This window comes from Streptomyces sp. NPDC088747, assembly GCF_044751025.1.
Classification (GTDB): Bacteria; Actinomycetota; Actinomycetes; order Streptomycetales; family Streptomycetaceae; genus Streptomyces.
On the sequence record NZ_JBIVKZ010000018.1, the window covers coordinates 63,342 to 85,083 of the forward strand.

Here is a 21,742-nt window from a genome sequence, read left to right on the forward strand (position 1 = left end):
CTTCTCTCACGGAGGGGGCAATTCGATGAACTCTCGGTAATTACCATTACCGAAGGTAACGGCGATTACTCAGTGTCAGCAGGGGTCAGCCGCCCGCGACGGCCGGGATGATCGAGACGCCCGCGCCGTCCGGCGTCGCCGTCTCCAGGCCCTGCTCGAAGCGGACGTCGTCGTCGTTCACGTACACGTTGACGAAGCGGCGCAGCTTGCCCTGGTCGTCCAGGACGCGCGCGGCGATGCCGGTGTGGTTCTGCTCCAGGTCGGCGATCACCTCGCCGAGGGTGCCGCCCTCGGCGGGCACCTCGGCCTTGCCGCCGGTGTAGGTGCGCAGGATGGTGGGGATGCGGACGTTGACGCTCACGATTGACCTCCGGTCAGGTTTACGGGCCCATGGGCGCGGTGCTGATACGGCATTCCAGCGGAACGCCCCCGCTCAGGACGCGAGGCCGGCCTCGCGGAAGGAGTCCAGGTTCGGGCGGATGGTCGCGGTGAGCCCGGTGTCCGAGGCCACCGCGTCCAGGGTCTTGAGACCGTCGCCGGTGTTGAGGACGACGGTGGTGAGGGTCGGGTCGAGCAGACCGTTCTCGATCAGCTTCTTCGTCACACCCACCGTGACGCCACCCGCCGTCTCGGCGAAGATCCCCTCGGTCCGCGCGAGGAGCTTGATCGCCTCGACGATCTGCTCGTCGTCCACGTCCTCCACAGCACCGCCCGTGCGCCGCGCGATGTCGAGCACGTAGGGCCCGTCGGCCGGGTTGCCGATGGCGAGCGACTTGGCGATGGTGTCGGGCTTCTGGGGCCGTACGACGTCGTGGCCGGCCTTGTAGGCCACGGACACCGGCGAGCAGCCCTCGGCCTGGGCACCGAAGATCTTGTACGGCCTGTCCTCGACGAGGCCGAGCTCGATCAGCTCCTTCAGACCCTTGTCGATCTTCGTGAGCTGGGAGCCGGAGGCGATCGGGACCACCAGCTGGTCGGGCAGCCGCCAGCCGAGCTGCTCGCAGATCTCGTACGCGAGGGTCTTGGAGCCCTCCGCGTAGTACGGCCGCAGGTTGACGTTGACGAAGCCCCAGCCCTCGCCGGCCGGGTCGCCGATCAGCTCGGAGCAGAAACGGTTCACGTCGTCGTAGTTGCCCTCGATGCCGACGAGCTCCCCGCCGTACACCGCGGCCATGACGATCTTGCCCTGCTCCAGGTCGTGCGGGATGAACACACAGGAGCGGAAGCCGGCGCGGGCAGCCGCTGCGCCCACGGCGCCGGCGAGGTTGCCGGTGGAGGAGCAGGAGAGGGTGGTGAAGCCGAAGGCGCGGGCGGCCTCGATGGCCTGGGCTACGACGCGGTCCTTGAAGGAGTGCGTCGGGTTGCCCGAGTCGTCCTTGACGAAGAGCCTGCCCGGGTTGACGCCCAGCTCGCGCGCCAGGTTGTCGGCCTTGACGAGCTTGGTCCAGCCGGGGTTGATGTTCGGCTTCTCCGCGACGTCCGCCGGTACCGGCAGGAGCGGCGCGTAACGCCAGATGTTTGCCGGGCCCGCTTCGATGCGCTTGCGGAGGTCCTCGGTCTCGTAGGAGGAGAAGTCGTACGCGATCTCCAGCGGTCCGAAACACTCCTCGCAGGCGAAGACCGGACCGAGGGGCACTCGGTGGCCGCACTCGCGGCAGGAAAGCGCGGCGGCGGGGCCCAGATCGACGGAGTTCGCGGAATCCGGGGAGGTCACGGTGTTCGTGGTGTTCGCGGTGGTGCTTGCGACAGTCTGCGCAGCCATGGAGGCGAGGCCCTTTCTCCTCATCTTCCTCACGACGCACTTCGCCGTGAGACGGATTTGGCACCTTCCCGAGCCGGGAGCCTCACCACGTCGACGTGACAAGAACCAGCTGGAGGGTTGCCGGGGCTTCAACGGGCCGTATCCCTCTGCCCCTCTGGATGAGCGGTATTCAGTTGTACGCTCAACGACCCCCGACATGCGATGGTCATCAGCGTTGTTCAAGACTGTAACCGAAGGCCTGGATGGTGGAGAGAGCCGTCCGAACCGCGAGATGCCGGAGACACCCCCTGCCGGCGCGGCGACGGGCACAAGCATCCCAATGAACGCAAGGGAGAGCCGCACGTGCTGGAAGACGTCGAGCGCTGGCTGAGCACGCGCTCCTGGTCCGTGAGTGACCGCCCGCTCAAGAAACTCATCGCCGCGAAACGCTCCACCCATTCCACGGTGAGCGTGGTCCTCCCCGCCCTCAACGAGGAGAAGACGGTCGGGGAGATCGTCTCCGTCATCCGCCGCGACCTGATGACCCGGAACGTCCCCCTCGTCGACGAGATCGTCGTCATCGACTCGGGCTCGACGGACCGCACCTCCGAGGTCGCCGCCGCGGCCGGCGCCCGGGTCGTCCACAGGGACGACATACTCCCCCGCATCCCGGCCGTGCCCGGCAAGGGCGAGGTCCTGTGGCGGTCACTCCTCGTGACCAGCGGCGACATCGTCTGTTTCATCGACGCGGACCTCAAGGAGTTCTCCTCGGACTTCGTCACCGGGATCGTGGGGCCGCTCCTCACCGATCCGGGCGTGGATCTGGTCAAGGCGATGTACGACCGCCCGCTGAACCTGCCGGGCGAGCCCTCCTCCGGCAGGACGGCGGCCGGCCAGGGCGGCCGTGTCACCGAACTGATGGCCCGCCCCCTGCTGAACATGCACTGGCCGCAGCTGGCCGGATTCGTCCAGCCGCTCGGCGGCGAGTACGCGGCCCGCCGCTCGCTCCTCGAACAGCTGCCGTTCCCCGTCGGATACGGCGTGGAACTGGGCATGCTCGTCGACGCCCTGCACCTGGTGGGCCTGGACGCGCTCGCCCAGGTCGACGTCGGCGTCCGCAAGCACCGGCACCAGGACGGCCAGGCGCTGGGCCGGATGTCCGCCGCGATCTACCGCACCGCGCAGCTCCGGCTCGCCCGCGGCCACCTCATCCGTCCGGCCCTCACCCAGTTCGAACGGGGCGAGTCGGGCTTCGAGCCGCGCACCTATTCCGTCGATACGGAGGAACGGCCTCCGATGGCGGAGATCTCGGAGTACCAGGCGCGCAGAGCGGCGTGATCCCGGGGGCCGAATACGTCCTCGCGGTACCCCGTCCGTACGTTTGAGCGTTTCCGGGCCGGGCTAGGTTGAGGCGTATGGCTTCCACGGCTTCCACCGCATCTCCGCAGGGTTCCCATCGGATCCTCGTCGCGTCCAACCGCGGCCCCGTCTCCTACGACGTCCACGAGGACGGCTCGCTGCACCCCAGGCGGGGTGGCGGCGGGCTGGTCTCGGGGCTGTCGGCGATCGGCCCGGACGCGGGCGCCCTGTGGGTGTGCTCCGCGCTGGGCGAAGGGGACCGTGAGGCGGTGCGGCGCGGGGTCGGCGAGGACGGCGTACGGATGCTGGACATCGACGCCGACACGCACGCGGACGCCTACAACGGCATCGCGAACTCGGTGCTGTGGTTCGTCCACCACATGCTCTACCAGACGCCGCTGGAGCCGGTCTTCGACGTGGAGTTCCGGCGCCAGTGGGCGTCGTACGAGGCCTACAACCGTGCCTTCGCCGAGGCCCTGGCCGACGAGGCGGCGCAGGGTGCCGTGGTCGTCGTGCAGGACTACCACCTGACGCTGGTCCCCGGCATGCTCCGGGAGCTCCGTCCCGACCTGCGGATCGGCCACTTCTCGCACACCCCGTGGGCGCCGGTCGACTACTTCCGCCTCCTCCCCGACGACATCGCCGAGCAGGTGCTGCGCGGCATGCTCGGCGCCGACCGCCTCGGCTTCCTCACCCACCGCTGGGCGTCCGCGTTCACCGCGTGCGCCGAGGAGGTCGTCGGCGGCCTCGGGGACACCCGCGTCGGCGTGCACGGGCTCGGCGCGGACGGCGACTTCCTGCGCGAGCGTTCGCACGAGGCGGACGTCGCCGAACGGATGGTCACACTGCGTGAGCAGATCGGCGAGGGCCGGAAGGCGATCGTGCGGGTCGACCGCACCGAGCTGTCGAAGAACATCGTGCGCGGCCTGCGGGCCTACCGGCAGCTCCTGGAGGACCAGCCGTCCTGGCGCGAGCGCGTCGTGCACGTCGCCTTCGCCTACCCCTCGCGGCAGGACCTCGCCGTGTACCGCGACTACACCGCCGAGGTGCAGCGGGTCGCCGACGACATCAACTCCGCCTACGGCACGCCCGGCTGGACCCCGGTCGTCCTGCACGTCAAGGACGACTTCGCCCGCTCCCTCGCCGCCTACCGGCTCGCCGACGTCGCCCTCGTCAACCCCATCAGGGACGGCATGAACCTCGTCGCCAAGGAGGTGCCCGTCGTCTCCGACGAGGGATGCGCGCTGGTGCTGTCCCGGGAGGCGGGGGCGTACGAGGAGCTGGGCGACGACGCGATCGTGGTGAACCCGTACGACGTGGTCGGCACCGCGCGGGCACTGCACGAGGCACTGTCCATGGGCACCGGCGAGCGGGCCGAACGCACGAAACGCCTGGCCGCCGCGGCGACGGCACTGCCCCCGGCCCAGTGGTTCCTCGAACAGCTCCGGGAGCTGGAGAACAAGGTCTAGGAGTGGCCCAGGAGTGGCCTAGGAGAGCTCCGCCGCCAGGGCCCTCAGCAGCTGTACGACCCCCGCGGGGCCGTCCACGACCAGGTCGGCCCGCTCCGCCAGTTCCGCCACCTCGGAGCTGCCGCTGCACACCAGCAGGCCCGGAACACCCACGGAGCGGAGTACCTCGACGGCCGCGAAGGCGGGGAGGTCGCCGAGGTCGTCGCCCGCGTACAGGACGGCCTCGGCGCCCGTCTCGCGGACGTGGTCGAGCAGGGCGACGCCCTTGTCCATCCCCGGCGGGCGGAGCTCCAGGACCATGCGGCCCGGCTCGACGATCAGACCGTGCCGGGCCGCCAGCTCCGTCAGCGGCCCCCGCAGCGCCTCGAACGCCGCCTGCGGGTCCGCCGCCCTGCGCGTGTGTACGGCGACCGCCCGGCCCTTCTCCTCGGTCCAGGTTCCCGGCCCCGCGCCGACCGCGGCGAGGATCCCGGGCAGTTCGGCGCGGGCCGCGGCGACCCCGGGGTACGGGGCGGGAGCGCTGACCTCACCGCTGCGCGCGTCCCACCGCTCGGCGCCGTAGTGCCCCAGTACGACCAGGTGCTCCAGGCCCGGCACGTCCGCGAAGCCGCCGTGCTCGACCGCCACGGTGGCCGGGCGGCCGGTGATGACCGCCACCGAGGCGATCCTCGGGGCGAGGGCCGCCAGGGCCGGGACCGCGTCCGGGTGGGCGCGGGCCTGCTCCGGGTCCGCGACGATCGGGGCGAGGGTTCCGTCGAAGTCCAGGCCGATCACCGTCCGGCCCGGGTGGGCGAGGACGGCGTCGAGCCCGGCGCGGCCGGCGGGAGTGACGGGGGTCGGCAGCTTCGCCGCGTGGTCAGCCATGGTGCGACCCTATCCGCGCCCACCGGCAGAACGTTTTCTCGCCCCCTCCGCCCCTTCCCGTCCCGTCCCTGGGGGCTGCGCCCCCAGACCCCCCTGTCGCGCTTCGCGCTCGTCCTCAAACGCCGGACGGGCTGAAGAATTTCAGCCCCTCCGGCGTTTGAGGAGCGGGGGTTCGGGGGCGGAGCCCCCGAGTACGGGACGGGTAGGGGCGGAGGGGGCGAAAAACACCTCAGCGCTCGCCCCGGCGGGCGTCGCGTACACGCCGCAGCCGGTTCACCGTCACCGGATCATGGGCGAGAGCCCGAGGATCATCGAGCAGCGCGTTCAGGAGCTGGTAGTAACGCACGGGCGCCAGCCCGAGCCGCTCCCGTATCGCCCGCTCCTTCGCCCCGGGCCCGGAGAACCCCCGCCCCTCAAGGGCGAGAATCCCCCGCTCCCGCGGACCGAGCCCCTCGACAGGTTCCATGGCCATGGACAGCACGGTAGCCCCCGCCACCGACAGCCCTACGCCGCGTTGTCCGCCGCCCCGGCCTTCGCCTGAAGCGACCCCAGCACCCCGGCGGGACTGCCGTTCACCCCCACGGCCTTGCCGATCTGCTCCTTGATGTCGGCGCTGACACCGGCCCAGGAGGTCTTGTCGACGGGGTACAGCTCGGCGGTGGGGAGTTCGCCGAGGAAGGGGGCGAGATCCTGGTCGTCGCTGTCGGCGGCCATCGCCTCGGACGCGGACGTGGTGACCGGCAGCAGGTCGTACTCACGGGAGAAGGCGAGGACGTTCTCGTCGCTGTAGACGAAGTCGAGGAAGTCACCGACCTGCTCGGCGTGGCCGTTCTGCTTGAACGCCATCATCCAGTCGGCGACACCGAGCGTGGACTTGCTCTGTCCGTCGGCCCCGGGCATCGGCACCATGCCGTACTTCACGCCCTTGGCGGCGGCCGTCTTCATCAGCGTGGGGTGCCCGCTGAGCATCCCGACCTCGCCGCGGGTGAACGCGGCGAACGCGTCCGCCCGGTTGAGCTTCGCGGGCGCGGTCGGCCCGGTGAGCCCCTTGCCGACCAGCTCGTTCTTGAGCCAGGTGAACGTGTCGACGTTCGCCTCGGAGTCGATGGCGTACGTGCCGACGTTGTCGGTGTAGCCACCGCCGCCGCTCAGCATCCACTGCATCGTCTCGGCCTGCGCCTCCTCGGGCCCCAGCGGCAGCGCGTACGGGAACTTCACGCCGGCGTCCTTGAGCACCTCGGCGTCGGCGGCGAGCTGGTCCCAGGTCTTCGGCGGGGTGAGACCGGACTCGGCGAAGAGGGTCTTGTTGTAGAAGAGCAGCCGGGTGGAGGAGGCGAACGGCAGGCCGTACTGCGCCCGCTGCTGCTCCCCCGCGTCGGTGAGCTGGAGGGCGAAGTTGGCCTGCACGGGTATGGAGAGCAGTTCGTCGGCGGTGTAGAGCTGCCCCTTGGCCGCGTAGTCGGCGTACGCGCCGATCTGCGCCATGTCGGGCGCCTTCCCGGCCGCGACCATCTCCTTGACCTCACGGTCGACGTCGGTCCAGGAGTAGACGCTGACCTCGACCCTGACCGCCGGGTGGGCGGCCTCGTACTCGTCGACCAGCTTGTCCCAGTACTTCTGGGAGCTGTTGGCGTCGGAGTCCCCGTAGTCGGCGGCCACCAGCCGCAGCGTCACGTCCTCGGACTCCTCGGAGCTTCCGCAGCCGCCGAGGGTCGCTGTCATGCCCAGTGCGGACATCATCGCGATCATTCCTGTCGTACGCCGCCGCACCGCTTCGCCTCAACCCTCTGTTGACTCAATGTTCGATATCCCGGCATAAGGTCTACACCACGTAAGTGGACTAGACCTCTTCCGGGTTCACGGGCCACACTGTCCTCGTGAGACATGTCATCGCCCTTGATGTGGGCGGCACCGGGATGAAGGCCGCCCTCGTCGGCGCCGACGGCGGGCTTCTCCATCAGGCACGCCGGGCGACCGGACGGGAGCGCGGGCCGGACGCCGTCGTCGAGGGCATCCTCGGCTTCGCGGCCGAGCTGCGCGCGTACGGCGAACGGCACCTCGGCGAGCGAGCCGCAGCCGCCGGGGTCGCCGTCCCCGGCATCGTCGACGCCGACCTCGGCATCGCCGTGTACGCGGCCAACCTCGGCTGGCGCGACGTTCCCCTGCGCGACCTGCTCGGCGCCCGCCTCGGCGGCGTACCGGTGGCGCTCGGGCACGACGTGCGCACCGGCGGCCTCGCGGAGGGCCGGATCGGCGCGGGGCGGGGAGCGGACCGCTTCTTCTTCGTGCCGCTGGGCACCGGCATCGCGGGCGCCATCGGCATCGGCGGCCGGGTGGAGGCGGGCGCGCACGGCTTCGCGGGCGAGATCGGCCACATCGTCGTACGGCCGGGCGGGGTTCCGTGTCCCTGCGGCCAGCACGGCTGTCTGGAGCGGTACGCGTCCGCCGCGGCCGTCAGCCAGGCCTGGGCGGCGGCCTCCGGCGACCCGGCCGCGGAGGCGGCCGACTGCGCGAAGGCCGTCGAGTCCGGCGACGAGCGGGCCCTGCGGGTCTGGCAGGACGCCGTCGACGCGCTCGCCGACGGGCTCGTCACCGCCCTCACCCTGCTGGACCCGCGCACGCTGATCATCGGTGGCGGTCTGGCCGAGGCCGGGGAAACCTTGTTCACACCACTGCGGGCCGCGGTCGAGCGGCGCGTGACCTTCCAGAAACTGCCCTCCATCGTCCCCGCCGCCCTCGGGGACACCGCCGGATGCCTCGGCGCCGGCCTGCTGGCCTGGGACCTCCTGGCCAGGACCGGCACCGGCACCCGCACCGACACCGCCCGACCGGCCGGATCCGCTGACCGCGGCGATCCCGCCGACTCCGCCGACTCCACCGACTCCACCCGCTCCACCGACCCCACCGACTCCCCGGAGGTATCCGCCTGATGGCCACTAGCAAGGTTTTCGCCGGTGCACAGGTGGTACTTCCCACCGGAATCGTGAACGGCGGCCGGGTGATCGTCGACGGCTCGCGGATCGCCGGGAGCGCTCCCGCGGACGCCGAGACGGTCGACCTGTCAGGTCACTGGTTGGTCCCCGGCTTCGTCGACATCCACAACCACGGCGGTGGCGGCGCGTCCTTCACCTCGGGAACCGTCGAGGACGTCCTCAAGGGCATCCACACCCACCGTCTGCACGGCACGACCACGACCGTCGCCTCCACCGTCACCGGCGACATGGACGGCCTCGCCCAGCGCGCCGGGCTGCTCTCCGAACTGGCCGAGCAGGGCGACCTCGCGGGCGTCCACTTCGAGGGCCCGTTCATCTCGCCGTGCCGCAAGGGCGCCCACTCCGAGGAGCTGCTGCGCGACCCGGACCCGGCGGAGGTCCGCAAGCTGATCGACGCGGCGCGCGGACAGGCCCGGATGGTCACCCTCGCCACCGAACTGCCGGGCGGCATCGACTCCGTACGCCTGCTGGCCGAGCACGGGGTGATCGCGGCGATCGGCCACACGGACGCGACGTACGAGCAGACGGTGGAGGCCATCGACGCGGGCGCGACCGTGGCGACGCACCTGTTCAACGCGATGCCCGCGCTCGGTCACCGCACTCCGGGCCCCATCGCGGCTCTCCTGGAGGACGACCGGGTCACGGTCGAGCTGATCAACGACGGCACCCATCTGCACCCCGCCTCCCTGGAGCTGGCGTTCCATCACGCGGGCGCGGCCCGGGTCGCGTTCATCACCGACGCCATGGACGCGGCCGGCTTCGGCGACGGCCGCTACATGCTCGGCCCGCTGGAGGTCGAGGTCGCCGACGGCGTCGCGCGGCTGGTGGAGGGCGGCTCGATCGCGGGCTCCACCCTCACCCTGGACCGCGCTTTCAAGCGTGCGGTGACCGTCGACAGGCTGCCGGTCGAGGACGTCGTGGCGGCCCTCTCCGCCAACCCCGCCCGCCTGCTCGGCCTCTACGACACGGTGGGCTCCCTGGAGCCGGGCAAACGGGCCGACCTCGTGGTCCTCGACTCCACCTTCGACCTCAAGGGCGTGATGCGCGGGGGCGAGTGGGTGGTGGATCCCCTGCTGGGCTGATCCCCTGCTGGGCTGGTCCGCGACCGGGCTGGTCCGCGACGGAGCTGTTCCGCGACCTGGTTGGTCCGCGACCTGGCTCTTCCGCGCCCGGGTCGGCCCCCGATCGTCGACGTCCGACCCGTCGGGTGCCGCCGCGACGTCCGCTGCCTCGGCGCCCGCACGGTGGTGGCCTCGCTGGGCGCGGAGGGTCTCCTCGCGGTGAACGCGGAGGGCCACTGGCGGGCCGCTTCGCCCTGCCGCGTGCGCGGCAATCCGACGGGCGCGGGTGACTCGGCGGTCGCGGGCCTGCTGTCGGGCCTGGTGGACGGGCTGCGCCGGCCGGACCGGCTGGTCCGGGCCGTGGCTCTCTCGGCGGCGACCGTACTGGCCCCCGTGGCGGGCGAGTTCGACCGCCGGGGCTACCAGGAGCTGCTGGACCGGGTGACGGTCACCGGTCCGTCAGGTTCTAGCTCTTGACCTGGCCTTCCTTCAGCCACAGCTGGTCGAGGAGGGCGTTGCAGCTGTCGCCGTTCTGGCAGGAGACGGAGATCGTGTTGGTGCCCTTGGTGAGGGTGGGGTACGCGTAGGTCTGGGTCCAGCCCTTGGCGAATTCGTTGTCCTTGGCGCCCGCGAAGTTCCCCATGTTCAGCTTGCTGCCGAACTCCTTGCCGTTGACGGTGAGCGTCATCTTGGCGTCGGAACCGGCCACGCTGTAGCGGGCGAAGAGGGTGTAGGCGCCGTCCTTGGGGATGCCGTTGACCGTCCAGGTGACCTGGGCGCCGACCTGGTTGAGGCCCGTGACATAGACACCGCCGTCGGACTGCGCGCCCTCGACGTCCGCGGCCGTCGCCACGCCGGTGCCGAGGTTCAGCGCCTTCGCGTCGATCGTCGGCAGTTCGGCGGCGGGCTGCTCGCCGGAGGATTCGCTCGGCGACGCCTCCTGCGAGGCCGACTGCGTCGGGCCGACCGTGTCGCTGGCGCCCTTGTCGTCGTCGCCCGAGCCGCTGCTGAGCATGGCGACGCTGATGCCGACGACCACGACGGCGACCACCGCGATCGCGCCGATGAGCAGGCCCTTGGTGTTCGGCCCGCGACCACGGCCGCCGCCGGCACCGACGGAGCCGTGCCGCGCGGTGACCGGCCCGCCGGGCACGGTCTCGGGCGCCGCGTAGTTCGCGTTCGGCTGGTTGTAGGTGCCCTGCTGGCCGTAGGCCTGGGGCTGCTGCGGAACCGTCTGTCCGTAGGCCTGCGGCTGGCCGTACTGGGCGGTCGGGGCCTGGCCGTACGAGGCCTGGGGCTGCCCGCCCTGCTGCGGTCCGTTGCGGCGCTCGCCGACCGCACGCACCCGGTTCACCGAGCCGGGGTAGCCGTAGCCGCCGCCTCCACTGGGCGGGGTGGCTCCGTTGGCCTGGCCGTCGGCGTACAGGTAGCCGAACGGGTCATCGTCCTCGGGCGTGCTCGCGCCGTTGTTGCCGGGCGTCATCCCTTGGTCTCCTAGCGGGTGCGGTACAGATGCGGTACGTGAATGAATGGCGAGCCTACCCGGTCCAGCTGGGCCAAACGGGGGTCCTCACAGGCTCACCCCGCTGACCTGCGGGTTATCCGGCTCGCCGATGCGCTTTGGGACGAGACCGTTTCTCTATGTACATCCGCTCGTCCGCGGACTTCAGCACCTCGTCCGCCGTCATGCCGCAGTGCGCCCACCCGATGCCGAAGCTGGCGCCCACCCGGACGGCCCGGCCGTCGACCCTGATGGGCGGGATGATCGCGTTCCGCAGCCGGACCGCGAGGTCCTGCGCGTCGGCCCGGCCGAGCCCGTCGGCGAGCACCACGAACTCGTCACCGCCGAGCCGGGCGACCGTGTCGCCGTCCCGGACACCGTGGGTCAGCCGGCGAGCGACCTCGATGAGAACCTCGTCACCCGCGTTGTGCCCGAACCGGTCGTTGATCGACTTGAAGCCGTCGAGGTCGCAGAAGAGCACCGCGAGCCCCTTGGCGCCGTCGTCCGTCTCGCCCTCGGGCGCGACGGTGTGCACATGGTGGTCGAAGGCGTCGAACGCCTCGGAGCTGGGCCACGGGTCGAAGGCGTGGCCGTTGCCGTCGTAGCCGCTCCGGCCGTTCCCGTCGTACTCGCCGGTCGCGAGCTCCGCCTGCTGCGGGCCGTGGCCGTAGGCGGCGTCGAGGGACTCGATCGCGCCCGGGGGCAGCGCCTGCGGGCGCTGGCAGAGGCGCGAGCTGAGCCGGGCGCGCAGCTCGGCGGAGTTCGGCAGGCCGGTGAGGGAGTCGTGGGAGGCGCGGTGGGCGAGCTGGAGCTCGCGGCGCTTGCGGTCCTCTATGTCCTCGACGTGGGTGAGCAGGAACCGGGGGCCGTCGGCGGCGTCCGCGACGACGGAGTTGCGCAGCGACACCCAGACGTAGGTGTTGTCGCGGCGACAGAGCCGCAGCTCGGCGCGGCCGCCCTCCGCCGAGGTGCGCAGCAGCGTGCCGATGTCCTCGGGGTGGACGAGGTCGGAGAAGGAGTAGCGGCGCATCGCGGAGGCGGGGCGGCCGAGGAGGCGGCAGAGCGCGTCGTTGGTCCGCAGGATCCGGCCGTGCTGGTCGCCGCCCATCTCGGCGATGGCCATGCCGCTGGGCGCGTACTCGAAGGCCTGCCGGAAGCTCTCCTCGCTGGCCCGCAGCGCCTGCTGCTCCCGCTCCAGGCGGACGAGTGCCCGTTGCATGTTCGCTCGAAGACGCGCGTTGCTGATGGCGATGGCGCCCTGGAACGCGTACATCTGGAGCGCCTCGCGGCCCCACGCGCCGGGCCGCCTGCCGTTGCGCGGCCGGTCCACGGACAGGACACCGATCAGCTCACCGAGGCCGTTGCCCGCGACACCGGGGGTGTACATCGGCGCGAACAGGCGGTCGGAGGGGTGCCACTCGTCCTCGAAGCGGGGCGCGGGACCGTCGGTGTACCACTGCGGTACGTCGTCCTCGTCGAGGACCCAGCCCTCGGTGTGGGGTATGAAACGCAGGTCGCCCCAGGCCTCGCCCATGTTCAGCCGGCGGTCCCAGGAGGCGCGCGAGCCGACGCGGCCGGTGATGAGCGCCTCGGCGGCGGAGTTGCCGGCGAACGCGGCGACGACGAGGTCGCCGTCCGGGCGTACGAGGTTGACACACGCCAGCTCGTAGCCGAGGCCGGTGACCACTCCGTCGGCGACGGTCTGCAGCGTGTCCGCCAGGCTGCGGGCGGTGTTCATGTCCGCCATCACCGTGTGCAGTTGCCGCAGGGTCGCAAGGCGGACGTAGGGCTCCGACTCGGTCTCCATTCGCCCTCCCCTCGAGACCTCGCAGCAACTCCAGGGTTCTCTTCGGCGTCCTGGTTCTCTTCGACGTTCTCTTCCACCTACCGGTTGGTAGGTTCTTGCTCAGCGTCCCAGCCACTGAATCACAGCGCGCTGCCCACTCGGTACACAGGGTCAACAAAATATGGCTCCTGTGACTCAAGTCACAGCAGAACGTGAACAATTGAGTGGGGTTTCCGCGCTTTCTCCGTGTGCCTATTGAGCGCATATCCGCGAGCTGTGCAAGTACTGTGCGCGATTATGTCTGCCCGCTGCCGCTGGGGTGTAACGGCGAGCCCGGTTCGTCGGTCGGTGGTCCTAGGACCCGGCTCGGGCCGGGGACCGATGTGCGGCCCCGGGGTCGGAGAATAGCGTTTCGGGGTGTCGAACACTTTCCCCGCGGCCTCCCCCGTCGCTCCCGCCGCCGCCTCCCCCACGTCTCCCGTGCATGCTGAGGGGGTGAGCAACGACGAGTTCCGCGCCGCCATGTCCCGGCTGGCCGCGGGTGTGGTCCTGGTGACCGCGCACGAGCCCGCGCTGGACCCGGACGGGCCGGACGGCGAGGACGTCGGCATGACCGCGACGGCCTTCCTCTCCGTCTCGCTCGACCCGCCGCTGGTCATGGTCAGCCTGCGCGACGGCTCCCGCATGGACGACCTGCTCGCCGAACAGCCCCTGTGGGCCGTCTCCGTGCTCTCCGAGAGCCAGCGGCACATCGCGGGCCGCTTCGCCATGAAGGGCCGCATCAGCGACCGCCTCCTCTTCGAGGACATCCCGTACGTACGCGGCCAGGCGTCCGGCGCGCTGCTCGTGGGCGGCTCCCTGGCGACCCTGGAGGTCCGTACGGAGCAGCGGGTGCCCGCCGGTGACCACACCCTCGTCATCGGCCGCGTACTGACGGCGCGGGTGCCGAGCGCGGACGGCGGCCCGCTGGCGTACTTCAAGGGCAGATACCGGCAGTTGGGCTGAACCCACGGGGCGGCCGACGGGCCGTTCGCCGCCCCCGGGGACCGGCCTATCCCCAGCCGCGGCCGTCGCGCCCGCGCTTGGTGTCGGAGCGCTGCTTCTTCTCCCGCAGGCGCCGCTCGTTGATACCGCGGGGGATGCGGGTGGCCCGGCGGGGCTTGGGCGGGGGCGCGGAGGCCTCGGCGAGGAGGGCGGCCAGCCGTACGGCGGCGGTCTCACGGTTGCGCCACTGCGAGCGGTGCTCGGAGGCGCGCACGCTGATGACCCCGTCGACGAGCCGCCCCGCGAGCCTGTCGAGGGCGCGCTCCTTCCAGACGGGCGGCAGCGCCTCGGTCTTCGCCAGGTCGAACCGCAGTTCGACCTGGGAGTCACTGGTGTTGACGTGCTGTCCACCGGGGCCGCCGGACCTGGAGAAACGCCACATCAGCTCGGCCTCGGGAAGGGAGACGGAGCCGCGAATGACGTAAGGACCGGACATGGGATACATGGTCGCGCGGATGGCACGTCCACGTCACCATGTTTTCGCCGACACCTGGTCAGCGGCCGTCCGCGGCGGAAGGTAAAGAAAGTAAAGCGTCAGGAACCTTCGGTACCCCTCGTGGCGTTCTTAGGGGTAGCTGTAGCTTCGTGCCCGTACGAAGCCCAAACGTACGAGCACGGTGCACGTACGCAACGAGGGAAGGGACTCCCAACAATGGCTGTAAGCCTGTCCAAGGGTGGCAACGTCTCGCTCACCAAGGAGGCTCCGGGCCTGACCGCCGTCACCGTGGGCCTCGGCTGGGACGTCCGCTCCACCACGGGTACCGACTTCGACCTCGACGCCTCCGCGATCGCGGTCAACCCCGAGGGCAAGGTGTACTCGGACGCCCACTTCGTCTTCTTCAACAACAAGCAGACGCCGGACCAGACCATCGTCCACACCGGTGACAACCGCACGGGCGAGGGCGCGGGCGACGACGAGGCCATCAACGTCAACCTGGCGGGCCTCCCCGCCGACGTCGACAAGATCGTCTTCCCGGTCTCGATCTACGACGCGGAGACCCGCTCGCAGAACTTCGGCCAGGTCCGCAACGCCTACATCCGCATCGTCAACCAGGCCGGCGGCACCGAGATCGCCCGCTACGACCTCTCGGAAGACGCCGCCACCGAGACCGCCATGGTCTTCGGCGAGCTCTACCGCAACGGCGCCGAGTGGAAGTTCCGCGCGGTCGGCCAGGGCTACGCGTCCGGCCTGACGGGCATCGCCCAGGACTTCGGCGTCAACGTCTGACGTACGCCGTCCGTCCGACGGAGCCCCCGGCCCGCTGAGCGCGGCGGCCGGGGGCTCCGGCGTTCCCGTCCACTCCGGTCCGGTCACGGCCGCGCGGGCTTCCCCTCCCCGTACAGCCAGTCGTCCCAGATCTCGCCGAAGTACTTGTCCGGCGCGGACTTCTCCACGTACGCCGTGAAGTCCGCGGTGGTCGCGTTGCCGTGGCGGTGGGCGGCGGCCCAGCCACGGAGGATGCCGTGGAAAACGACGTCGCCGACGGCGCGGCGGATCTTGTGGAGGACCATCGCGCCGCGTTCGTAGACGGGGCTGTCGGAGATGTTCGCGGCGCCGGATGGCTTGGCGGGCGGGAAGGCCCAGACGGCCGCGTCGAGCTCCGGATCGTCGAAGTAGTCACCGTTGTAGAGGGAGTTGAAGATCTCCTCGGCGGTGTCGCCGCCGTGGTCCTCCTCCCACAGCCACTCCGCGTAGGTGGCGAAGCCCTCGTTGAGCCACATGTCCCGCCAGGAACCGGGGGTGACGGAGTCGCCGAACCACTGGTGGGCGAGCTCGTGGACGAGGAGTCCGGTGTCGGGCGCGCCGGGGAAGACCGGGCGGTTCTGCGTCTCCAGGGCGTAGCCCACGTCGTCCTCGCGGTCGACGATCGCGCCGGACGAGGAGAAGGGGTACGGCCCGAAGGCGGCCTCCGCCCACTCCAGGATCCCCGGGATGCCCGCGAGCGCCGCCCTGCTCGCCTCCGCCTGCGTCGGGTCGACGGCGACGACCACGGGCAGGCCGTCCTTGGTGTCGGTCCGCGTGAGGTCGTACCTGCCGATCGCGACCGTCGCCACATAGCTCGCCATCGGCTCGGCGGTGTGCCAGGTGAAGGCGGCGCGGCCGTTCAGCGTCGACTCGTCCGTCAACTCGCCGTTGGAGACGGCCCGGAGCCCTTCGGGAACGGTGATCACGATGTCGTAGGACGCCTTGTCGGAGGGGTGGTGGTTGCCGGGGAACCAGGTCATCGAACCCGTGGGCTCGCCGAGCGCGAGGGCGCCGTCCGCCGTGCGGAGCCAGCCCTCCTGGGAGCCGTCGGGGTCGGTGAGGGTCTTCGGGACGCCGGAGTAGCGGACCGTCGTGCGGAAGGTCTCGCCCTTGTCGAGGCCGTCGCGCGGGCGCACGGTGAGCTCGTGACCGGCACGGTTCCAGCGGGCGTCCTCGCCCGCACCCGCTTCCGCCGCTGCCCCGGTCCCCTCCCCGATGGCCGCCACCGACGCCGCCACCGACACGGCCTCGACGTCCAGGCCCTTGAGGTCGAGGTTGAAGGCGCTGAGGTCCTGGGTGGCCCTGGCGGTGATCTCCGCCGTCCCGGTCAGGTGCTCGGTGTCCGGGTCGTAGGCGAGCTTCAGGCCGTAGTGCATGACGTCGTAGCCGCCGTTGCCGAGCTTCGGGAAGTACGGGTCGCGTACGCCGGAGGCTCCGGGCCTGCCTTGTACGCCGTCCCCGCCGCAGGCGGTGAGCACCAGGGCGACGGCGAGGGTGAAGGGCACTGCGACGGGCACGGTGAAGGGCAGCGCGGGCGAGGATCGGTGCACGCCGGTGATCCTACGAGGGCGTGACACCATCACCTACGTGCTCGACATCGGCTACGCCCTCTCCAACCGCTTCCCCGACCCTCCGCAGACCGACTACCGCCGCGTGGACGTCCACGCGCTGCGCCACGACCTGTTCTGCGGAGACGTCTACCTCGCCGACACCAAGGCGGACCGGGAGTTGTCCACAGCCTGGGGATGGGTGGCCGTCCTCGACTTCGCGTGGGCGCTGTGCGACATCGTGGAGCGGCTCGACCGGGATCCGCGCGGGAGCCGGGCCTCGCGCACGCAGCACGCCGAGCTCGACTTCACCGAGTCGACCGACCGGATGTTCTTCCAGCGGCGGTTCGGGTGGGTGGATGTCGAGGCCGACTGGATGCCGGTGGAGGAGCCGCCGCTCACCTTCTCGCACACCGAACTCCGCCGTGAGTCACGGGACTTCCTGCACGACCTCGTCGCCGATCTCAGCGATATGCACGAGGGCCTGCGGGAGAACCCGGCGGTGTGGACGCTGGAGGCGAGGTTCCCTCGGGTGGGCTGAGGGTTTTCTTCGCCGGGCGGCGCTAGAATTTTCAGCCCGTCCGGCGTTTGAGGACGAGCGCGTCAGCGCGAAGCGGGGGTCTGGGGGCGGCAGCCCCCAGGAACGGGACGGGAAGGGGCGGAGGGGGCGAAAAACCCACCCCTACTCCACCCGCACCCCCATCTCCGCCGCCAACACCCCCGCCAGATTCACCAGTTGCGCCGGACTGATGACCGCCCCGGCCAGCCGGTCCACCCCCCGCGCGATGGTGAACTCATCCGCCCCCCGCAGATCCACGTCCGTCAGAACCACCCCGGTGAGATCCACTCCCTTCACCACACAGTCGACGAACTCCACCCGCTCCAGACTCGCACCCCCGAAGTCCGGCTCCACCAGCACACACCCCTGGAACACGACGTCCCTGAGACGCGCCCTGCGCAGGTTGAGGTAGTCGATCTTCCCGCCCCGCACCAGGACCCGCTCCAGCACGGACCCGTGCAACTGCACGCCGCCCAGCCGCGCGTCCACGAGCTCGACATCACGCAACGTCGACTCGGAGAGGTCGGTGCCCACACCCCGTATCCCCGTCAGAACCGAGTCCAGCAGCCGCGCGTGACGCAGCCGCGCCTCGTCCAGCGCGCACCCGGTCAGCGCGCAGTCCATGAAGCGCGCGCCCCCGCCGTCCTGCCCGGCGAAGTCCACGTCCCTGAACTCAAGGCCGTCGTAGTCCCCGTCGGGCTCAAGCCCCGCACCCTCGTAGGGCTCCAGGGGCGGCAACCGCACCTCGGGCCGCCGCGCCCCCTTGACCAGTCTCTTCGCCTCGCCGGCCACTTTCCGCACCATGCCCCCCATGGTGCACCCCCGCACTGACAAAGCCGACGGCCCGCCCCTCCCCGACCCGACCTGGCCCTCCACCTCCACAGGACCTTGACCTCAAGCGCGCTTGAGGTCGGAGGCTGGTCGCGCAGGCAACGCACCCGGACCCCGAACCACGAACCACGAACCACCTGCCACGAGCCGCGACCCACAAGAAGGAGCCCACCATGCAAGCCATCCGCCAGCACGCCTTCGGTCCCGCCGAGAACCTCTCCTACGAGCGGACCGAGGACCCCGAACCGGGCCCGGGCCAGGTCCGTATCGCCGTCGTCGCGGCGGGCGTGCACCTCCTCGACGCCGCGATCCGCGAGGGCTTCAAGGGCCCGCTCCCCGAAGCCCCCGCGCTGCCCATGACCCCGGGCCGCGAGGTCGCCGGCACCGTCGAGTCCCTCGGCGAGGGCGTGGCCCGGCTCTGGCTCGGAAAGCGCGTCGTGGCACACCTGGGCCAGTCCCCCACGTCGGGCGGCTACGCGGAGCTGGCGGTCACTGACGTCGACCGCGTCCACGAGGTCCCCCGGAACCTGGACTTCGCCCAGGCCGTCGCCATGATCGGAACAGGCCGTACGACGATGGGGATCCTCCAGTTCGCGGACCTGGGCCCCGAGTCCGTCGCCGTGGTCCCCGCCGCGGCGGGCGGCATCGGCACCCTTCTCGTGCAGTACGCGAAGCACGCCGGCGCCACCGTGATCGGTCTCGCCGGCGGCCCGGAGAAGGTGGCCCGGGTGCAGGAGAACGGCGCCGACCTGGCCCTCGACTACACGGACCCGGACTGGCCGGAGAAGGCCCGCGCGTACCTGGGCGGCAGGGGCGCGACCGTAGTCTTCGACGGAGTCGGCGGCGAGGTGGCCCGCGGCGCCGTCGGACTCCTCGGCCCCGGCGGCAGCCACCTCGTCTTCGGCTGGTCGGGCGAGGGGATCCGAGACGGCGGGCCGCTCATCGTCGAAGGCGTGTCCGAGCAGGTACTCGGCCCGGAGATGATGCGCAGGACCGGCAGCTCCAACCCCGTCCGCACCCTGGAGCTGCGCGCCCTCGCGGAGGCCGCGGCGGGCCGGCTGACACCGGACGTCACCCGCTTCCCGCTCGCCGAGGCCGCCGCCGCGCACCGCGCCCTGGAGAACCGGGCCACCGTCGGCAAGGTCGTCCTCGAACCGTGAGCTCCCGGCCGGCCCGAGGCGCGTGACCGCCCCGGCAACACCGGCGCCCGTCCCGACGTACCCGGTGTGATCCTCGGCCGCGGCGGACTGGTCGCGATCGTCTACGGATTCAGCTACGGATTCAGCGAGGTGGAACCGAACGGCTGGACGGACCCGCTGTTCCTCGGCCTCTTCACGGCGGGCGTCGGGAACGCCCGTAACCGAGTCAGTCCGCTGAGGGCGTGTCCCCCGACGGCGCGTCCCCCGAAGGCACGTCCCCCGAGGGCGCGCCCAGCTCCCTGAGCGGCTCGTCCGTCAGCCGGTACACCGTCCACTCGTCCTGCGGTCGCGCGCCCCGCGCCTCGTAGAACTCGATGGACGGCCGGTTCCAGTCGAGCACCGACCACTCCAGCCGCTCGTAGCCGCGCTCCACGCAGATCCGCGCCAACTCGGCCAGCAGCGCCTTCCCGTGGCCGCCGCCGCGCGCCGGGGGCCGTACGTAGAGATCCTCCAGGTAGATGCCGTGCACCCCGCGCCACGTCGAGAAGTTCAGGAACCACAGCGCGAACCCCACCACCTCGCCCGGCACGTCCTCGGCGACATGCGCGAACGCCGCCGGGCGCTCCCCGAACAGGGCCTCGCGCAACTGCTCCTCGGTGGCCCGCGCCTCCACCAAGGCCTTCTCGTAGTCGGCGAGTTCACGCACCAGGGCGTGGATGACAGGGACATCGGCGGGAGTCGCTGGTCGGATCATGGGCGCAGTGTCACATACGTGCACAAGCCGTGCCGGTACGAGGTCAGCCGCGCCCCGCCACCCGGTCCGCCATCCGGGCCAGCCGGGACGACTCGGCGCTGTGCGTGGTGAGTTCACGCCGGTCGGCGGTGCGGTAGGTGGCGTACATGCCGTGCACCCCGATCCAACGGAACGGCTCCGGCTCCCACTTGCGCACCTGGTGGTTCACCCACGGGAGGCCGGTGAGCTCCGTCTCACCCGACTGGCCCGAGTCCTGCTGGACGAGGTCGCGCAGGGTGCGGGCGGCGAGGTTGGTGGTGGCGACGCCCGAACCGACGTAACCGCCGGCCCAGCCGAGCCCCGTCGAATGGTCCAGGGTCACCGTGGCGCACCAGTCGCGGGGCACACCGAGGACCCCCGACCAGGCGTACTCCACCCCGACCCCGGTCAGCGACGGGAAGAAACGGACGAGGATCTCGCGCAGCGCCTCGACGGTCGCCGGCTGCGTACGGCCGTCGTTGTCGGTGCGTGACCCGAAGCGGTAGGGGACTCCGCGGCCGCCGAGCGCGATCCGGCCGTCGGCGGTGCGCTGGGCGTACATGTACGCGTGCGCCATGTCGCCCAGGGTCTCGCGCCCCTCCCAGCCGATGGACTCCCACTGCGCGTCGGTCAGCCGCTCCGTCGCGATCATCGACGAGTTCATCGGCAGCCAGGTGCGCTTCTGCCCCTTGAGCGAGGCCGTGAAGCCCTCGGTGCAGCGCAGCACGTACGGCGCGCGCACGGTGCCGTACGGGGTCACCGCGTGCTTCGGCCGGATCTCCGTCACCGGAGTCCCCTCGTGGATCGTCACCCCCAGCGCCTCGACCACGGCCGCCAGCCCCTTCACCAGCTTCACCGGATGCAGCCGCGCCCCGTGCGGCGTCCAGCCGGACCCCACCGCGTCCACGACCCGGATCCGCTCGGCGGTCTCCCGCGCGCCGTACAGCTCGCGGTCCTTCTCCCCGTACGACAGCTCGTGCTCGTGGAAGGCCTTCAGCCGGGCCAACTGCGCGGGCGTGTAGGCCACTTCGAGGACGCCGCCCTGATGCACGTCGGCGTCGACACCCTCCTCGGCCGCGACGCGCACCACCTCGTCGACGGTGTCGTTCATGGCTTTCTGCAAGCGTACGGCGGCTTCCCGGCCGTGCAGTTTCGCGTAACGGTCGCGCCCCGCGATGCCGTTGTAGAGCCAGCCGCCGTTGCGCCCCGAGGCGCCGTAACCGCAGAACTTCTGCTCCAGGACGGTGATCCGGAGAAAGGGAGCTGCCTTCTTCAGGTAGTAGGCGGTCCACAGCCCCGTGTAGCCGCCGCCGACGATGACGACGTCCGCGGAGGCGTCTCCGGGCAGGGGCTCCCGCGGGGCGGGGATGCCGTCGTCGGCGTACCAGAAGGAGATCCCGCCGTTGACCGTGCTGCTGCTCATGGCCGGGACGCTAACCCCTGTGGGCAGCCGTTGTCTCCTTCGGATTCCATGCTTTTCCACGCCTTCCGACCGGCGGACAACACCCCAGATCGATCACCACCGAGCCGAAATGCCCGAGATCGGCGAAGCCACGACCGACCGCCGGAGGCACCCCGTGGACGAGGAGCCCGCCCCCCGCGAGCGCATAACCCACCCCAACGTCCAGGGTGTTGACCGCCGACTCCGGCGCCATGCCATGCCGGGTCGCCGACGACAACGCCCCCTCACTGATCAGCGTCTCCAACGGCGCCTCTCGGGCCCGGTGACACCACCCCCGGGTCATCCGTTCGACAGGGGGGAACAGTCATGCCGGGCGCGGAGGCCAGCAGTCCCATTGCGGAACCGCGAAGAAGATAACGGGGACGGAG

The 21,742-nt window shown here is 71.1% G+C and carries 21 protein-coding genes, 2 pseudogenes and 1 riboswitch; of the genes and pseudogenes, 10 read left to right on the forward strand and 13 right to left on the reverse strand.

Going from position 1 to position 21,742, the window contains the following annotated elements; genetic code table 11:
• Nucleotides 1–85: 85 nt before the first annotated feature.
• Together ACIP79_RS33475 and thrC are read right to left on the reverse strand one after the other, a co-directional pair.
• On the reverse strand, nt 86–361 hold the full coding sequence (locus ACIP79_RS33475; RefSeq protein WP_383682382.1) for a MoaD/ThiS family protein: 276 nt from the start codon (nt 359–361) through the stop codon (nt 86–88).
• Nucleotides 362–433: 72 nt separating this feature from the next.
• On the reverse strand, nt 434–1,762 hold the full coding sequence (thrC, locus tag ACIP79_RS33480) for a threonine synthase (RefSeq protein WP_401229379.1): 1,329 nt from the start codon (nt 1,760–1,762) through the stop codon (nt 434–436).
• 17 nt (nt 1,763–1,779) lie between these two features.
• Nucleotides 1,780–1,927, reverse strand: a riboswitch (SAM riboswitch).
• A 177-nt stretch (nt 1,928–2,104) separates the two neighbouring features.
• On the opposite strand from thrC, the gene ACIP79_RS33485 reads away from it, so the two are divergent.
• Together ACIP79_RS33485 and ACIP79_RS33490 are read left to right on the forward strand one after the other, a co-directional pair.
• A complete protein-coding gene (locus ACIP79_RS33485) occupies nt 2,105–3,079 on the forward strand; it encodes a glucosyl-3-phosphoglycerate synthase (protein ID WP_401229381.1) in 975 nt (324 codons plus the stop codon).
• 77 nt (nt 3,080–3,156) lie between these two features.
• On the forward strand, nt 3,157–4,569 hold the full coding sequence (locus ACIP79_RS33490; protein ID WP_401229383.1) for a trehalose-6-phosphate synthase: 1,413 nt from the start codon (nt 3,157–3,159) through the stop codon (nt 4,567–4,569).
• Nucleotides 4,570–4,587: 18 nt separating this feature from the next.
• On the opposite strand, the gene otsB is transcribed toward ACIP79_RS33490, so the two are convergent.
• From otsB to ACIP79_RS33505, 3 genes are all read right to left on the reverse strand, one after another.
• Entirely contained in the window at nt 4,588–5,433 is an 846-nt protein-coding gene (gene otsB, locus ACIP79_RS33495; RefSeq protein WP_401229386.1) for a trehalose-phosphatase, read from the reverse strand.
• A gap of 229 nt (nt 5,434–5,662) precedes the next feature.
• The gene (locus tag ACIP79_RS33500; protein WP_401229389.1) at nt 5,663–5,905 is read right to left on the reverse strand and encodes a DUF3263 domain-containing protein; all 243 of its coding nucleotides are present in this window, start codon (nt 5,903–5,905) and stop codon (nt 5,663–5,665) included.
• 32 nt (nt 5,906–5,937) lie between these two features.
• Entirely contained in the window at nt 5,938–7,182 is a 1,245-nt protein-coding gene (locus tag ACIP79_RS33505; protein ID WP_401229706.1) for an extracellular solute-binding protein, read from the reverse strand.
• 128 nt (nt 7,183–7,310) lie between these two features.
• Here ACIP79_RS33505 and ACIP79_RS33510 point away from each other — a divergent pair, with 128 nt between their 5' ends.
• The 3 genes and pseudogenes from ACIP79_RS33510 to ACIP79_RS33520 all read left to right on the forward strand — a co-directional run.
• A complete protein-coding gene (locus ACIP79_RS33510; protein ID WP_401229392.1) occupies nt 7,311–8,363 on the forward strand; it encodes an ROK family protein in 1,053 nt (350 codons plus the stop codon).
• On the forward strand, nt 8,363–9,508 hold the full coding sequence (gene nagA, locus ACIP79_RS33515) for an N-acetylglucosamine-6-phosphate deacetylase (RefSeq protein WP_401229395.1): 1,146 nt from the start codon (nt 8,363–8,365) through the stop codon (nt 9,506–9,508). The genes ACIP79_RS33510 and nagA overlap by 1 nt, the downstream gene beginning before the upstream one ends.
• 117 nt (nt 9,509–9,625) lie before the next feature.
• A pseudogene (locus tag ACIP79_RS33520) lies at nt 9,626–9,964 on the forward strand (PfkB family carbohydrate kinase); the annotation flags it as partial.
• Here the strand turns inward: ACIP79_RS33520 and ACIP79_RS33525 are convergent.
• Both ACIP79_RS33525 and cdgB read right to left on the reverse strand, forming a co-directional pair.
• Complete coding sequence (locus tag ACIP79_RS33525) at nt 9,954–10,970, reverse strand: carbohydrate-binding protein (protein WP_401229398.1); 1,017 nt, start codon at nt 10,968–10,970, stop codon at nt 9,954–9,956. The pseudogene ACIP79_RS33520 and the gene ACIP79_RS33525 sit on opposite strands and share 11 nt — an antisense overlap.
• Nucleotides 10,971–11,085: 115 nt before the next feature.
• Nucleotides 11,086–12,795 carry a diguanylate cyclase CdgB gene (gene cdgB, locus ACIP79_RS33530; protein WP_401229401.1) on the reverse strand — a complete coding sequence of 570 codons (1,710 nt, stop codon included), beginning with the start codon at nt 12,793–12,795 and terminating at the stop codon, nt 11,086–11,088.
• Nucleotides 12,796–13,191: 396 nt separating this feature from the next.
• Between cdgB and ACIP79_RS33535 the strand changes: the two genes are divergently transcribed.
• Nucleotides 13,192–13,779, forward strand: a complete 588-nt coding sequence (locus ACIP79_RS33535; protein WP_401229404.1) for a flavin reductase family protein — start codon at nt 13,192–13,194, stop codon at nt 13,777–13,779.
• A gap of 46 nt (nt 13,780–13,825) precedes the next feature.
• Here ACIP79_RS33535 and arfB read toward each other — a convergent pair whose 3' ends face one another.
• The gene (gene arfB, locus ACIP79_RS33540; RefSeq protein ID WP_401229407.1) at nt 13,826–14,263 is read right to left on the reverse strand and encodes an alternative ribosome rescue aminoacyl-tRNA hydrolase ArfB; all 438 of its coding nucleotides are present in this window, start codon (nt 14,261–14,263) and stop codon (nt 13,826–13,828) included.
• 207 nt (nt 14,264–14,470) lie between these two features.
• Here arfB and ACIP79_RS33545 point away from each other — a divergent pair, with 207 nt between their 5' ends.
• Nucleotides 14,471–15,046 carry a TerD family protein gene (locus tag ACIP79_RS33545; RefSeq protein WP_306938732.1) on the forward strand — a complete coding sequence of 192 codons (576 nt, stop codon included), beginning with the start codon at nt 14,471–14,473 and terminating at the stop codon, nt 15,044–15,046.
• Between the two features lie 83 nt (nt 15,047–15,129).
• On the opposite strand, the gene ACIP79_RS33550 is transcribed toward ACIP79_RS33545, so the two are convergent.
• The gene (locus ACIP79_RS33550; protein WP_401229411.1) at nt 15,130–16,644 is read right to left on the reverse strand and encodes a M1 family metallopeptidase; all 1,515 of its coding nucleotides are present in this window, start codon (nt 16,642–16,644) and stop codon (nt 15,130–15,132) included.
• A 7-nt stretch (nt 16,645–16,651) separates the two neighbouring features.
• On the opposite strand from ACIP79_RS33550, the gene ACIP79_RS33555 reads away from it, so the two are divergent.
• The gene (locus ACIP79_RS33555) at nt 16,652–17,152 is read left to right on the forward strand and encodes a hypothetical protein (RefSeq protein ID WP_401229414.1); all 501 of its coding nucleotides are present in this window, start codon (nt 16,652–16,654) and stop codon (nt 17,150–17,152) included.
• A 141-nt stretch (nt 17,153–17,293) separates the two neighbouring features.
• Here the strand turns inward: ACIP79_RS33555 and ACIP79_RS33560 are convergent, their stop codons facing one another.
• On the reverse strand, nt 17,294–17,983 hold the full coding sequence (locus tag ACIP79_RS33560) for a pentapeptide repeat-containing protein (RefSeq protein ID WP_401229416.1): 690 nt from the start codon (nt 17,981–17,983) through the stop codon (nt 17,294–17,296).
• A gap of 191 nt (nt 17,984–18,174) precedes the next feature.
• On the opposite strand from ACIP79_RS33560, the gene ACIP79_RS33565 reads away from it, so the two are divergent.
• Nucleotides 18,175–19,161, forward strand: coding sequence for a zinc-binding dehydrogenase (locus ACIP79_RS33565; RefSeq protein ID WP_401229419.1), 987 nt, complete (start codon nt 18,175–18,177; stop codon nt 19,159–19,161).
• Between the two features lie 24 nt (nt 19,162–19,185).
• A pseudogene (locus tag ACIP79_RS33570) lies at nt 19,186–19,347 on the forward strand (MFS transporter); the annotation flags it as partial.
• Nucleotides 19,348–19,366: 19 nt separating this feature from the next.
• Here the strand turns inward: ACIP79_RS33570 and ACIP79_RS33575 are convergent.
• From ACIP79_RS33575 to ACIP79_RS33585, 3 genes are read right to left on the reverse strand one after another with little or no spacing between them, the layout of a single operon-like run.
• Complete coding sequence (locus tag ACIP79_RS33575; protein WP_401229422.1) at nt 19,367–19,894, reverse strand: GNAT family N-acetyltransferase; 528 nt, start codon at nt 19,892–19,894, stop codon at nt 19,367–19,369.
• 43 nt (nt 19,895–19,937) lie between these two features.
• Nucleotides 19,938–21,335, reverse strand: coding sequence for an NAD(P)/FAD-dependent oxidoreductase (locus tag ACIP79_RS33580; protein ID WP_401229425.1), 1,398 nt, complete (start codon nt 21,333–21,335; stop codon nt 19,938–19,940).
• 10 nt (nt 21,336–21,345) lie between these two features.
• Nucleotides 21,346–21,657 (reverse strand): rhomboid-like protein, encoded by a 312-nt coding sequence (locus tag ACIP79_RS33585; RefSeq protein WP_401229427.1) that lies wholly within the window; start codon nt 21,655–21,657, stop codon nt 21,346–21,348.
• Nucleotides 21,658–21,742 lie beyond the last annotated feature (85 nt).

What these genes read in the sequence shown, in the direction of transcription:
- nagA (WP_401229395.1), top strand. Translation starts at nt 8,363, where the DNA reads ATGGCCACTAGCAAGGTTTTCGCCGGTGCACAGGTGGTACTTCCCACC.
- arfB (WP_401229407.1), bottom strand. Translation starts at nt 14,263, where the DNA reads ATGTATCCCATGTCCGGTCCTTACGTCATTCGCGGCTCCGTCTCCCTT.
- ACIP79_RS33545 (WP_306938732.1), top strand. Translation starts at nt 14,471, where the DNA reads ATGGCTGTAAGCCTGTCCAAGGGTGGCAACGTCTCGCTCACCAAGGAG.
- ACIP79_RS33500 (WP_401229389.1), bottom strand. Translation starts at nt 5,905, where the DNA reads ATGGCCATGGAACCTGTCGAGGGGCTCGGTCCGCGGGAGCGGGGGATT.
- ACIP79_RS33565 (WP_401229419.1), top strand. Translation starts at nt 18,175, where the DNA reads ATGCAAGCCATCCGCCAGCACGCCTTCGGTCCCGCCGAGAACCTCTCC.
- ACIP79_RS33560 (WP_401229416.1), bottom strand. Translation starts at nt 17,983, where the DNA reads ATGGGGGGCATGGTGCGGAAAGTGGCCGGCGAGGCGAAGAGACTGGTC.
- otsB (WP_401229386.1), bottom strand. Translation starts at nt 5,433, where the DNA reads ATGGCTGACCACGCGGCGAAGCTGCCGACCCCCGTCACTCCCGCCGGC.
- cdgB (WP_401229401.1), bottom strand. Translation starts at nt 12,795, where the DNA reads ATGGAGACCGAGTCGGAGCCCTACGTCCGCCTTGCGACCCTGCGGCAA.
- ACIP79_RS33505 (WP_401229706.1), bottom strand. Translation starts at nt 7,182, where the DNA reads ATGATCGCGATGATGTCCGCACTGGGCATGACAGCGACCCTCGGCGGC.
- ACIP79_RS33525 (WP_401229398.1), bottom strand. Translation starts at nt 10,970, where the DNA reads ATGACGCCCGGCAACAACGGCGCGAGCACGCCCGAGGACGATGACCCG.
- ACIP79_RS33550 (WP_401229411.1), bottom strand. Translation starts at nt 16,644, where the DNA reads ATGGTGTCACGCCCTCGTAGGATCACCGGCGTGCACCGATCCTCGCCC.
- ACIP79_RS33490 (WP_401229383.1), top strand. Translation starts at nt 3,157, where the DNA reads ATGGCTTCCACGGCTTCCACCGCATCTCCGCAGGGTTCCCATCGGATC.
- ACIP79_RS33580 (WP_401229425.1), bottom strand. Translation starts at nt 21,335, where the DNA reads ATGAGCAGCAGCACGGTCAACGGCGGGATCTCCTTCTGGTACGCCGAC.
- thrC (WP_401229379.1), bottom strand. Translation starts at nt 1,762, where the DNA reads ATGGCTGCGCAGACTGTCGCAAGCACCACCGCGAACACCACGAACACC.
- ACIP79_RS33585 (WP_401229427.1), bottom strand. Translation starts at nt 21,657, where the DNA reads ATGACCCGGGGGTGGTGTCACCGGGCCCGAGAGGCGCCGTTGGAGACG.
- ACIP79_RS33575 (WP_401229422.1), bottom strand. Translation starts at nt 19,894, where the DNA reads ATGATCCGACCAGCGACTCCCGCCGATGTCCCTGTCATCCACGCCCTG.